Source organism: Streptomyces sp. NBC_00873 (genome assembly GCF_045207415.1).
Lineage (GTDB): Bacteria > Actinomycetota > Actinomycetes > Streptomycetales > Streptomycetaceae > Streptomyces.
Genome location: NZ_CP108803.1, coordinates 1632435 through 1644549, shown reverse-complemented (window position 1 = coordinate 1644549; position 12115 = coordinate 1632435). Strand labels below are relative to the sequence as shown.

Here is a 12115-nt window from a genome sequence, read left to right as displayed (position 1 = left end):
CCGCCGCGCAGTCCTAGGGCAGCTGAGCCGCCCGGGCCTCGCGCCGGTTGTCGCGGAAGGTGTTCACCCGCCGCGCCGTCGCGAAGAGCGGGATGACCGCTCCCAGGACCACCTGCAGCGCGCAGCCGGTCTGCAGGAGCAGGCGACCGCTGGGGGCATCGAACGCCCATGCGGCGAGCAGACCCATCGCGGCCACGATCCAGCTGAGCATCGCCACCGCGAGGACTCCCCGCGGCTTCGGGTACTCGACCCGGCTGACCATCAGCCACGCCACTCCGATGATCGCGAGGAGCGTCGGTACGAAGGGCAGCTCCAGGAGCACGATCGAGACGACCGTGAGCGCTCCGAAGGGGCTCGGCATGCCCTGGAACATGCCGTCCTTCATGGTCACGCAGGAGAATCTGGCAAGTCTCAGCACCACGGCCAGCAGGACGACGATCGCCGCGAGCGCCGACACCCGCTGGTAGGCGTCGTCCGCGACCATGCCGTACACGAGCACGAAGTACGCCGGGGCCAGCCCGAAGCTGATCAGGTCCGAGAGGTTGTCCAGCTCCGCGCCCATCGGCGAGGAGCGGAGCTTGCGCGCCACCAGCCCGTCGAAGAGGTCGAAGACCGCGGCGAGGAGCATCAGGATCACGGCAGTGGCCGCGGAGTGCCGGGCCATGCCGCTCTCGTCGCTGCCCGTGAGGTGCGGGATGAGGATTCCCGTGGTGGTGAAGTACACCGCCATGAAACCGCACGTAGCGTTACCGAGAGTAAGGGTGTCCGCTATCGACAGCCGCATGGAGAGCGGCATGTCGTCGACGTCGTCCTCGCACTCGCTCTCCGGCACCCAGCCGGCCTGCGTGTCGGGATCAATCACGGTCAATTCGAGTCACCCCCGCGGTGGTGGCCTGGCCGACCTCGACCGCGACCTCGACACCCTCCGGAAGGTAGATGTCGACCCGGGAGCCGAAGCGGATCAGACCGATGCGCTCGCCCTGCTCGACCTTCGTGCCCTGCGGGAGGTACGGGACGATGCGACGGGCGACCGCACCCGCGATCTGCACCATCTCGATGTCGCCGAGCTCCGTGTCGAAGTGCCAGACAACGCGCTCGTTGTTCTCGCTCTCCTTGTTGAACGCCGGAACGAACCCACCGGGGATGTGCTCGACCGACGTCACGGTGCCGGCCAGCGGCGCACGGTTGACATGGACGTTCAGCGGGCTCATGAAGATCGCGACGCGGGTGCGTCCGCCCTTCCACGGCATGATGCTCTGCACCACACCGTCGGCCGGAGAAATGACCCGGCCCTGGGTGATCTCGCGCTCGGGGTCGCGGAAGAACCACAGCATGCCCGCCGCGAGGGCGGTGGTGGGCACGGCCACCGCGGCCCAGCGTCCGGACCTGCGGGCCCGGGCGAGGCTGAGGGCCGCGGTGGCGACGGTCGGGAGGAGCCACGGCGAAGCTCCGCGCGCAAGGCGGACCCCGCCGCGTGGTGCAGAGGTTTGGCTGTCGGGCATGGATGACCTTCGTAGCGGATGAGGCCGCGCTGGCAACGGGGGACGGCGGCTTTTCCGGCGATGTTATCGGTTGCGGGCCGCAACTGGGCAAGCCAGCAGCCGAGTCGGACGGCTTGAAGGCACCGGCAAAGGATGACAGGGTGTGATCTTCTTCGCTGCCAAATCGCCTCGAAGGGGACAATCAGCCCTGGAACCGGTACTCCTCGAGGAGTCGGCGCCCAATGATCATTTTCTGGATCTCGGCGGTACCTTCACCGATCAGCAGCATCGGGGCCTCCCGGTAGAGGCGCTCGATCTCGTACTCCTTGGAGAAGCCGTAGCCACCGTGGATGCGGAAGGCGTCCTCGACGACTTCCTTGCAGTACTCGGAGGCGAGGTACTTCGCCATCCCTGCCTCCAGGTCGTTTCGCTCCCCGGAGTCCTTTTTGCGTGCTGCATTGACCATCATTGCATGGGCGGCTTCGACCTTGGTGGCCATTTCGGCCAGCTTGAACTGGATGGCCTGGTGCTGGGCGATCGGCTTTCCGAAGGTGTGGCGCTGCTGAGCGTAGGAAACGCCCAGCTCGAATGCGCGCTGCGCGACACCGCAACCACGCGCAGCCACATTTACCCGGCCGACTTCGACACCGTCCATCATCTGGTAAAATCCGCGACCGGTGGTACCGCCGAGTGCACGATTGGCCGGAATGCGCAGTCCGTCCATGATGAGTTCGGTCGTGTCGACGCCCTTGTAACCCATCTTGTCGATCTTTCCGGGGATGGTGAGCCCCGGCCGGACCTCACCGAAGCCCGGTTCCTTCTCCACCAGGAAGGTCGTCATCGACTTGTGCGGGGCCGTGCCCTCGGGGTGGCCTTCGTCACTCCGGCACAGTACGGCGACGAGCGAGGACGTGCCGCCGTTCGTCAGCCACATCTTCTGGCCGTTCAGGACGTACTCTTCGCCGTCCCTGACGCCCTTGGAGGTGATCGCGGAGACGTCGGAGCCCAGGGCCGGCTCGGACATCGAGAACGCGCCCCGGACCTCGCCCAGCGCCATTCGGGGCAGGAACGTGTCCTTCTGCTCCTGGGTGCCGTGCTGCTTGAGCATGTACGCCACGATGAAGTGCGTGTTGATGATTCCCGACACGCTCATCCAGCCGCGGGCGATTTCCTCCACGCAGAGCGCGTATGTGAGAAGCGACTCACCCAGACCCCCGTACTCCTCGGGAATCATCAGCCCGAACAGGCCGAGTTCCTTGAGCCCCTCGACGATCTCCGTCGGGTACTCGTCGCGGTGCTCCAGTTGGGTCGCGACAGGAATGATCTCCTTGTCGACGAAATCCCGGACCGTGGAGAGGATTTCCTGCTGGATGTCGTTCAGGCCGGCGGTCTGGGCGAGTCGCGTCATGGCTACTTCTCCACGTTCTTCTGCGAAGGCTGGTTCAGCTCCGGGCGGCCGGGCTGCTCTCCCCCAGGGCCTGAATGGCCTGGGAGGTGCCCCCTTCCGCGCTCCTTGATGTAAGTCTCGGTGGGGACCATCACCTTGCGGCGGAACACGCAGACGAGCGTCCCGTCCTGCTTGTAGCCCCTGGTTTCCACGTAAACGATTCCGCGGTCGCTCTTGGACTTTGACGGAGTCTTGTCGAGAACGGTCGTCTCGCCGTAGATCGTGTCGCCGTGGAAGGTCGGCGCGACATGCTTCAGCGACTCGACCTCCAGGTTGGCGATCGCCTTTCCGGAGACGTCCGGCACGGACATGCCGAGCAGCAACGAGTAGATGTAGTTGCCGACTACAACGTTTTTGCCGAAATCGGTCGCCTTCTCCGCGTAGTTGCTGTCCATGTGCAGCGGGTGATGATTCATGGTCAGCAGGCAGAAAAGATGGTCGTCGTACTCGGTGACCGTCTTTCCGGGCCAGTGCTTGTAGACCGCACCGACCTCGAACTCCTCATAGGTACGTCCGAACTGCATGATCAGGCCTCCGGCGCTTCGAACTTGGAGGTGCGCTGCATACCGGCCGCGCGGCCCTTGCCCGCGATGACGAGCGCCATCTTCCGGCTGGCCTCGTCGATCATCTCGTCGCCGAGCATCGCCGAACCCTTCTTGCCGCCCTCCTCCGAGGTGCACCACTCATATGCGTCGAGGATCAGCTCGGCGTGGTCGTAGTCCTCCTGCGAGGGCGAGAACACCTCGTTGGCCGCGTCGACCTGACCGGGGTGCAGCACCCACTTGCCGTCGAAGCCCAGCGCCGCCGCACGGCCTGCAACCTCGCGGTACGCGTCCACGTCACGGATCTGCAGGAAGGGGCCGTCGATCGCCTGGAGGTCGTGCGTACGGGCCGCCATCAGAATGCGCATCAGGATGTAGTGGTACGCGTCCGCGCCGTAGCCGGGCGGCTGCTGACCGACGACCAGGGTCTTCATGTTGATCGACGCCATGAAGTCGGCCGGGCCGAAGATCAGCGTCTCCAGACGCGGCGAGGCGGCGGCGATGTCGTCGATGTTCACCAGGCCCTTGGCGTTCTCGATCTGTGCCTCGATGCCGATCTTGCCGACCTCGAAGCCCATCGTCTTCTCGATCTGGGTCAGCAGCAGGTCGAGCGCGACGACCTGCTGGGCGTCCTGCACCTTCGGCAGCATGATGCAGTCGAGGTTCTGGCCCGCGCCCTCGACGACCGTGATCACATCGCGGTACGTCCAGTGCGTCGTCCAGTCGTTGACGCGGACGACCCGGGTCTTGCCCGTCCAGTCGCCCTTGTTCAGCGCGTCGACGATGTGGTGCCGGGCGCCCTCCTTGGCGAGCGGAGCGCAGGCGTCCTCGAGGTCCAGGAAGACCTGGTCGGCGGGGAGGCCTTGGGCCTTCTCCAGGAACCGCGGGTTCGAGCCGGGCACGGCCAGACACGAGCGGCGGGGACGCAGGCGGTTCGGGACGTGCGCGGCGGAACCGCTCCCGGGAAGGGTGGTGGCGGGAGACGGGTGGGCGGGCTGGGTCATGCGGGGACCTCCAGAGGGTCGAGCTTGTTCGCTTTCCGGATCTCGTCGACGATACGGCCGATGATCTCCGTGATACCGAAGTCCTTCGGGGTGAAAACCGCGGCGATACCCGCCTCGATCAGCACGGCGGCGTCGGCGGGCGGAATGATCCCGCCCGCGATCACCGGGATGTCGTTCGCGCCGGCCTCGCGCAGCCGGTTCAGTACGTCCGGCACCAGCGCGGCGTGCGAGCCGGACAGGATCGACAGCCCGACGCAGTGCACGTCCTCAGCGAGCGCCGCCGAGACGATCTGTTCGGGAGTCAGCCTGATCCCCTGGTAGACGACCTCGAACCCGGCGTCACGGGCCCGTACGGCGATCTGCTCGGCGCCGTTGGAGTGTCCGTCCAGGCCCGGCTTGCCGACCAGCAGCCGCAGCCGTCCGGCGCCGAGGTCCTCGGCGGTGCGGGCGACCTTCTCCCGTACGAGAGCGAGCGGCGTGCCGGCCTCCGCGGTGACGGCGACCGGGGCGGACGAGACACCCGTCGGGGCCCGGAACTCGCCGAACACGTCGCGCAGCGCCCACGACCACTCGCCGGTGGTGACACCCGCGCGGGCGCACTCCACGGTCGCTTCCATCATGTTCTCGGTGCCGGCCGCGGCCTTCTTCAACGCCGCGAGGGCCTCGGAGGCGCGCGCCTCGTCACGGTGGTCGCGCCACTCGTGGAGCGCCGCGACCACCCTCGCCTCATTGGCCGGGTCGACGGTCATGATCGCGCCGTCGAGGTCCGCCGTGAGCGGGTTCGGCTCGGTCGTCTCGTAGATGTTGACGCCGACGATCTTCTCCTCGCCGCCCTCGATCCGGGCCCGCCGCTGCGCGTGCGAGGAGACCAGCTCCGACTTCAGGTAGCCGGACTCGACGGCCGCCATCGCGCCGCCCATCTGCTGGATCCGGTCGATCTCCGCGAGGGATTCGGTGACCAGTGAGTCGACCTTGGCCTCGATCACATGCGATCCGGCGAAGATGTCCTCGTACTCCAGCAGATCGCTCTCGTGCGCGAGGACCTGCTGGATGCGGAGCGACCACTGCTGGTCCCAGGGCCGGGGGAGCCCCAGCGCCTCGTTCCAGGCGGGCAACTGGACGGCCCGGGCGCGGGCGTCCTTGGAGAGGGTCACGGCCAGCATCTCCAGGACGATGCGCTGGACGTTGTTCTCCGGCTGCGCCTCGGTCAGTCCGAGCGAGTTGACCTGTACGCCGTAGCGGAATCGGCGCTGCTTGGCGTCGGTGATGCCGTACCGCTCGCGGGTGACCTGGTCCCAGATGCGGCCGAAGGCGCGCATCTTGCACATCTCCTCGATGAAGCGGACACCGGCGTTCACGAAGAAGGAGATGCGGGCGACCACATCGCCGAACTTCTCCTCCGGCACCTGGCCCGAGTCGCGCACGGCGTCCAGGACCGCAATGGCCGTCGACAGGGCGTACGCGATCTCCTGGACCGGAGTGGCACCCGCCTCCTGCAGGTGGTAGCTGCAGATGTTGATCGGGTTCCACTTCGGGATGTGGTTGACCGTGTACGTGATCATGTCGGTGGTCAGCCGCAGCGAGGGACCGGGCGGGAAGACATGCGTCCCGCGCGAGAGGTACTCCTTGACGATGTCGTTCTGCGTGGTGCCCTGGAGCTTCGTGGCGTCGGCGCCCTGCTCCTCGGCGACCACCTGATAGAGAGCCAGCAGCCACATCGCGGTGGCGTTGATCGTCATCGAGGTGTTCATCTGTTCCAGCGGTATGTCCCGGAACAGCCGCCGCATGTCACCGAGGTGCGAGACAGGCACGCCGACCCGGCCGACCTCGCCGCGAGCAAGGATGTGGTCGGGGTCGTAACCCGTCTGGGTCGGCAGGTCGAAGGCGACCGACAGACCCGTCTGGCCCTTGGCGAGGTTGCGCCGGTAGAGCTCGTTGGACGCCTCGGCGGTCGAGTGACCTGCGTACGTCCGCATGAGCCACGGGCGGTCCTTCTGGCGGCCGGCCACGTCAGGCATCCCTGAAGCGGTTGATGGCGTCGATGTGCTGCTCACGCAGCTCCTCGTTGCGCACACCCAGACCCTCGCGCGGGGCCAGCGCCAGGACGCCGACCTTGCCCTGGTGCAGGTTGCGGTGCACGTCGTACGCGGCCTGGCCGGTCTCCTCCAGGGAGTAGACCTTCGACAGCGTCGGGTGGATCCTGCCCTTGGCGACCAGCCGGTTGGCCTCCCATGCCTCGCGGTAGTTGGCGAAGTGCGAGCCCACGATCTTCTTCAGCGACATCCACAGGTAGCGGTTGTCGTACTCGTGGTTGTAGCCCGAGGTCGAGGCGCAGGTGACGATCGTGCCGCCCTTGCGGGTCACGTACACCGAGGCGCCGAAGGTCTCGCGGCCCGGGTGCTCGAAGACGATGTCGACGTCCTCGCCGCCGGTCAGCTCACGGATGCGCTTGCCGAACCGCTTCCACTCGCGCGGATCCTGGTTGTGCTCGTCCTTCCAGAATTTGTAGCCCTCGGCGTTCCGGTCGATGATCGCCTCTGCGCCCATCTTCCGGCAGATGTCCGCCTTCTGCTCGCTGGAGACGACACAGACCGGGTTGGCGCCACCGGCCAGCGCGAACTGCGTGGCGTATGAACCGAGTCCGCCGCTGGCGCCCCAGATCAGCACGTTGTCGCCCTGCTTCATGCCGGCGCCGTTGCGCGAGACGAGCTGGCGGTACGCGGTGGAGTTGACCAGGCCCGGAGCCGCGGCCTCCTCCCAGCTGAGGTGCTGCGGCTTCGGCATCAGCTGGTTGGACTTGACGAGCGCGATCTCGGCGAGGCCGCCGAAGTTGGTCTCGAAGCCCCAGATCCGCTGCTCTGGGTCGAGCATCGTGTCGTTGTGGCCGTCCGAGGACTCCAGTTCGACTGAGAGGCAGTGCGCGACGACCTCGTCGCCGGGGTGCCAGGCGTTGACGCCGGGGCCGGTGCGCAGGACGACGCCCGCCAGGTCGGAGCCGATGACGTGGTAGGGCAGGTCGTGGCGCTTGGTGAGCTCGCTGAGCTTTCCGTAGCGCTCCAGGAACCCGAAGGTGGAGAGCGGCTCGAAGATCGAGGTCCAGACGGAGTTGTAGTTCACCGAGCTGGCCATGACGGCGACCAGCGCCTCACCGGGCCCGAGCTCCGGAACCGGCACCTCGTCGAGGTGCAGCGACTTGCGGGGGTCCTTGTCGCGGGTGGCGAGCCCGGCGAACATCTCCGTCTCTTCCTTGTGCACGGTCACCGCGCGGTACGACTCAGGGATGGACAGGGCCGCGAAATCTGCGGCGGTGCTGTCCTGCGATTGGATCGCGTCCAGGATTTCCTTCACGGTGTGCCTCCGGGATGGGGTCTCCCCTGCTCGAGCGGGGCCGAGAGCTTGGGGAATGCGTCGAGGGACGCTTGAGGTCCCTGCCAACGGGGGTGCGGTGCGGTGTGGAGGTGCTGCCGTCGGTTCGGCTGGTGAAGCTTCGGCTTGCTCTCGTGGAGCAGAAGGGTTTGCCTGTGACGCAGGCGCCCGGGCGCGCAGGCACATGGCTTGCGGGGACAGCAGGCGTACGTGAGGTCTCTGCACGCCGGCCGCCCGGACAACTTCAACGTATGGCACTCCGTGACACCTGGCAAGGCACTCGGTGCCAACAATTTCTCTCAGTTGTCATCCGCTGGGCACGCATGAGCAGCAAGGGGGCTGTTTCGCGTTGTTCTGTCCCCCTGAGCCCGGCTGCCCCCCACTGAGTCCGGTCAGGCCGGGCGCCGGTACACGTACGGCGTGGTGGTGGACAGAGCCCGGAAACCGAGCCGCTGGAGGATCGGCCTGCTCAGGTCGGTCGCGTCGACCTGCAGATACCGGAAGCCCCGCTCGGCGGCGATCCGGGCACGGAACGCGATCAGCGCCCGGTAGATGCCCTTCCCGCGCCACGGCTCCACGGTCCCGCCGCCCCAGAGCCCCGCGAAGCTGGTGCCCGGGTACAGCTCCATCCGGGCCGAGCTCACCGGCTCGTCAGCCACCATGGCCAGCACCCCGACGAAGCTGTCCGGGGCCTCGGCCAGCCGCGCCAGCACCTGTTGCCGCAGCCGGGACCCGTCCGAGCCGAACGCCCGCTCGTGGGCCGCGGCCATCAGCTCCACACCGGCCGCATCCGTCACCGTGCGCAGCGTGACCCCCTCGGGGAGCTCCACGGCCGTCGGGAGGTCCGCGACGGGGGCGACCAGGAGAGTCTCCGGCGGCTCGGCGACGAAGCCGGCGCGTACCAGCCGCTGCCCCAGGTCGGCCGGTCGGTCGTGCGCGTACAGCTTCCACTCGAACTCGTCGTGGCCGAGCGCAGTGAAGTGCTCCACCTGCTCGGCGATGGCCGCATCCGCCCGTACGGCGTCCAGGCCGGGGGCCGACCAGACGACACCGTTCCAGTCGTCGGCCGCCCCGGCCTGCCGTACGACATCGGCGGAGCGCTCGACGCGGACGCCGGGCCCGTCGGGGCGGGCGTGCTCGCGCAACTCGCGGTCGAAGAGAGTCAGCAGGAGGTCGCGATCATGAGTCATCCGTCCACCCGAACACGGAGGTACGGGCGTGGCAACCGGGTTTCTCCGCCCGGACGCGCGAACGCCGGACGGGCTCGACTGCGAGCCCGTCCGGCGACGGTGGAGCGGCCGGCCGACAGGCCCCCGCTCAGCGGTCCTTGAGCGCCTGCTGGATCGTGCGCATCACTTCGTCGAGCGGCGCGTCCGTCCGTGCCACCGCGACGAGCACCTCACCCTCGGTGCTCACCGAAGCGGCGGGCGACGGCGTCGATTCGGCCCCGGCGATGCGCCCGGCCCCGATGCCCGTCCCGAACGTGTCCCGGACGATCGCGAAGGCATGGTCGAGCTGGGCCTCCACATCGCCCTGGCCGCCCGCCCTCAGCCAGCGGCGCAGCACATGGTTGTGCGCGGTGACGACGGCCGACGCCGCGACCTCCGCCAGCAGCGGGTCGTCGTTGCCGACATGGTGGTCGTGCTCGTCGAAGTGGCCCAGCAGATAGCGCGTGAACAGCCGCTCGTAACGGGCCACCGAGGCGATCTCGGCCTCCCGCAGCGTGGGGACCTCACGGGTCAGTTTGTAGCGGGCCACCGAGACCGCGGGCTTGGCCGCGTACATCTTCATGACTTCTTTGATGCCCCGGCAGACGGTGTCGAGCGGGTGCTCGTGCGCGGGGGCGGCGTTGAGGACGGCCTCGGCCCGGACGAGAGTGTCGTCGTGGTCGGGGAAGATCGCCTCTTCCTTGGAGCGGAAGTGCCGGAAAAAGGTCCGCCGGGCGACACCCGCGGCGCCCGCGATCTCGTCGACCGTCGTCGCCTCGTACCCCTTCGTGGCGAAGAGCTCCATCGCCGCGGCGGCCAGTTCGCGGCGCATTTTGAGCCGCTGGGCGGCGGCGCGCGTTCCTGCGGCACTTTCCGGGGCGTCGGGCGCGGCGGAGACACGGGGGGACCTGGCGGGCTGGGACATGGTGTGAACGTACTGCATCAGTGCGGGAGAGCGCGCCTGCGGGGGCGGGCCGCCCGGCCGTGCGTCCCACGTCGGGGGCTGCGCGGGCGGATCGAGCAGCCCTCCCCATCCGGCTCCCGGCCCAGGAGCCGCCGATGGCCCGGCCGGGCGCTCACGCCCGGCCGGGCGCTCACGCCCGGCCGGAGCACCGGTCCGCCGTTCAGGCACCTGCCGGTCCTCAGCGCCGGGCATATTCGCGGAAGCCGCGCCCCGTCTTGCGGCCGAGGCACCCGGCAGCCACCAGGTGCTCCAGCAGCGGCGCCGGGGCCAGGCCCGGGTCGCGGAACTCGCTGTGCAGCACCTTCTCGATGGTGAGCGAGACATCGAGGCCGACGACGTCCAGGAGCTCGAACGGGCCCATCGGGTAGCCGCCGCCCAGCTTCATCGCGGCGTCGATGTCGTCGAGGGTCGCGTAGTGCTCCTCGACCATCTTGATCGCGTTGTTGAGGTACGGGAACAGCAGCGCGTTCACGATGAATCCGGCCCGGTCCCCGCAGTCCACCGGGTGCTTGCGGATCTTCCCGCACACCGCACGGACGGTTGCGTGGACGTCGTCCGCGGTCAGCACCGTACGGACCACCTCGACGAGCTTCATCGCGGGCGCCGGGTTGAAGAAGTGCATCCCGATGACGTCCTGCGGACGCGAGGTCGCCCGCGCGCACGCCACGACCGGCAGCGACGAGGTGGTGGTGGCGAGCACCGCGCCCGGCTTGCAGATCTTGTCCAGCGTGCCGAACAGCTGCTGCTTGACTGCCAGATCCTCGGCGACCGCCTCGACCGCGAGGTCGACGTCGGCGAACGAGTCCAGCGAACCGGCGGCGGTGATCCGGCCCAGGGTCTCGTCCCGCGCCTCCGCCGTCAGCCGCCCCTTGGTGACCGAACGCTCCAGCGACTTGGCGATCCTCCCCTTCGCGGTATCCGCCTTCTCCTGGCTGCGCGCGGCGAGCACCACGTCGTAACCGGCCTTCGCGAAGACCTCCGCTATACCGGAGGCCATCGTCCCGGAGCCCGCGACGCCCACCGACCGGACCGTGCGCCCGGCCTCCGCTCCGGCGCTCTCCAGCGGCGTCTGCGCGTCCGGCACCACGGTCTGGCTGCCCGGTGCCATGTACGTGTAGAAGCCGCGGCCCGCCTTGCGGCCGGTCAGCCCTGCCTCGGTGAGCTGCTTGAGGATCGGAGCGGGGGCGTGCAGCCGGTCGTGCGACGCGGAGTACATCGCCTCCAGGACGGTTCGCGCGGTGTCGACGCCGATCAGGTCGAGCAGCGCGAGAGGGCCCATCGGCAGCCCGCAGCCGAGTGTCATGGCCGCGTCGATGTCCTCGCGGGAGGCGTAGTTCGCCTCGTACATCGCGGCGGCCTGGTTGAGGTAGCCGAAGAGGAGCCCGTCGGCGACGAAGCCCGGCCGGTCGCCCACCGCGACCGGTTCCTTGCCGAGCTCGCGGGCGAGCTGCGTGACCGCCTCGACGGCCGGCGGCGCGGTCAGCACCGAGGAGACCACCTCGACCAGCTTCATCGCGGGCGCCGGGTTGAAGAAGTGCAGGCCCAGCACGCGCTCGGGGTGCTGCGACTCGGCCGCAAGCCGGGTCACCGACAGGGCGTTCGTGCCGGTCGCCAGGATCGCGGCGGGGGAGACGATCGCGTCGAGCTCCCGGAAGAGCTGCTGCTTGATCTCGTACGACTCGGGAACGACCTCGATGACGAGCTGTGCGTCCGCCACGGCCTGCAGGTCGGAGAAGGTACGGAAGCGGGCGAGCGCGTCCCGGCGCTCCTCCTCGGTGATCCGCCCCTTCTTCACGGCGCGGGCGGTGGAGGCCTCCAGGGCGGCGACGGCCTGACGGGCGGCCGCCTCGCTGACGTCGATACCGATGACCTCGCGGTCGGCCCGGGTCAGGACCTCGGCGATGCCGATGCCCATGGTGCCGAGACCGACGACGGCGATGGTGGAGAGAGGGGTGTCCATCATGGGACTCCAGAGAATGAGTGACGACTGAGTGGGCGCACGGCGCGCACGGATCAGCTGGGGCCAAAAGGATCCAACCAGCGCATGGCGTGCGGGAATTGCGTGTCGAGGTGTTCCTGGCCGGGGGTGCGGGAGGCACGCCC

At 68.5% G+C, this 12115-nt stretch carries 10 protein-coding genes; all 10 read right to left on the bottom strand.

What is annotated here, in order from left to right; genetic code table 11:
- Window positions 1-13: 13 nt before the first annotated feature.
- Window positions 14-832: a CDP-diacylglycerol--serine O-phosphatidyltransferase gene (pssA, locus tag OH809_RS07690; protein ID WP_406425315.1), complete on the bottom strand. Its 819-nt coding sequence runs from the start codon at window positions 830-832 to the stop codon at window positions 14-16.
- Between the two features lie 22 nt (window positions 833-854).
- Window positions 855-1502 carry a phosphatidylserine decarboxylase gene (locus tag OH809_RS07685; protein WP_406423117.1) on the bottom strand — a complete coding sequence of 216 codons (648 nt, stop codon included), beginning with the start codon at window positions 1500-1502 and terminating at the stop codon, window positions 855-857.
- Between the two features lie 181 nt (window positions 1503-1683).
- Window positions 1684-2889, bottom strand: coding sequence for an acyl-CoA dehydrogenase family protein (locus tag OH809_RS07680; RefSeq protein ID WP_406514954.1), 1206 nt, complete (start codon window positions 2887-2889; stop codon window positions 1684-1686).
- Window positions 2890-2891: 2 nt separating this feature from the next.
- Window positions 2892-3452 (bottom strand): MaoC family dehydratase, encoded by a 561-nt coding sequence (locus tag OH809_RS07675; protein ID WP_406423119.1) that lies wholly within the window; start codon window positions 3450-3452, stop codon window positions 2892-2894.
- 2 nt (window positions 3453-3454) lie between these two features.
- Window positions 3455-4474: an HpcH/HpaI aldolase/citrate lyase family protein gene (locus tag OH809_RS07670; protein WP_406423120.1), complete on the bottom strand. Its 1020-nt coding sequence runs from the start codon at window positions 4472-4474 to the stop codon at window positions 3455-3457.
- Entirely contained in the window at window positions 4471-6483 is a 2013-nt protein-coding gene (locus tag OH809_RS07665; protein WP_406425317.1) for a protein meaA, read from the bottom strand. Before OH809_RS07665 ends, OH809_RS07670 begins: the two co-directional genes overlap by 4 nt.
- 1 nt (window position 6484) lies before the next feature.
- On the bottom strand, window positions 6485-7822 hold the full coding sequence (gene ccrA / locus OH809_RS07660; protein ID WP_406423121.1) for a crotonyl-CoA carboxylase/reductase: 1338 nt from the start codon (window positions 7820-7822) through the stop codon (window positions 6485-6487).
- Window positions 7823-8232: 410 nt separating this feature from the next.
- The gene (locus OH809_RS07655; RefSeq protein ID WP_406514953.1) at window positions 8233-9030 is read right to left on the bottom strand and encodes a GNAT family N-acetyltransferase; all 798 of its coding nucleotides are present in this window, start codon (window positions 9028-9030) and stop codon (window positions 8233-8235) included.
- Window positions 9031-9157: 127 nt separating this feature from the next.
- Window positions 9158-9973 (bottom strand): TetR family transcriptional regulator, encoded by an 816-nt coding sequence (locus tag OH809_RS07650; RefSeq protein ID WP_406514952.1) that lies wholly within the window; start codon window positions 9971-9973, stop codon window positions 9158-9160.
- 217 nt (window positions 9974-10190) lie between these two features.
- Window positions 10191-11972, bottom strand: coding sequence for a 3-hydroxyacyl-CoA dehydrogenase family protein (locus OH809_RS07645; RefSeq protein ID WP_406425319.1), 1782 nt, complete (start codon window positions 11970-11972; stop codon window positions 10191-10193).
- Between the last annotated feature and the right edge of the window lie 143 nt (window positions 11973-12115).

Bases quoted from the DNA above. Each gene is read 5' to 3' on its own strand.
- OH809_RS07680 (WP_406514954.1), bottom strand. From the start codon at position 2,889: ATGACGCGACTCGCCCAGACCGCCGGCCTGAACGACATCCAGCAGGAA.
- OH809_RS07670 (WP_406423120.1), bottom strand. From the start codon at position 4,474: ATGACCCAGCCCGCCCACCCGTCTCCCGCCACCACCCTTCCCGGGAGC.
- OH809_RS07655 (WP_406514953.1), bottom strand. From the start codon at position 9,030: ATGACTCATGATCGCGACCTCCTGCTGACTCTCTTCGACCGCGAGTTG.
- OH809_RS07645 (WP_406425319.1), bottom strand. From the start codon at position 11,972: ATGGACACCCCTCTCTCCACCATCGCCGTCGTCGGTCTCGGCACCATG.
- OH809_RS07685 (WP_406423117.1), bottom strand. From the start codon at position 1,502: ATGCCCGACAGCCAAACCTCTGCACCACGCGGCGGGGTCCGCCTTGCG.
- OH809_RS07675 (WP_406423119.1), bottom strand. From the start codon at position 3,452: ATGCAGTTCGGACGTACCTATGAGGAGTTCGAGGTCGGTGCGGTCTAC.
- OH809_RS07650 (WP_406514952.1), bottom strand. From the start codon at position 9,973: ATGTCCCAGCCCGCCAGGTCCCCCCGTGTCTCCGCCGCGCCCGACGCC.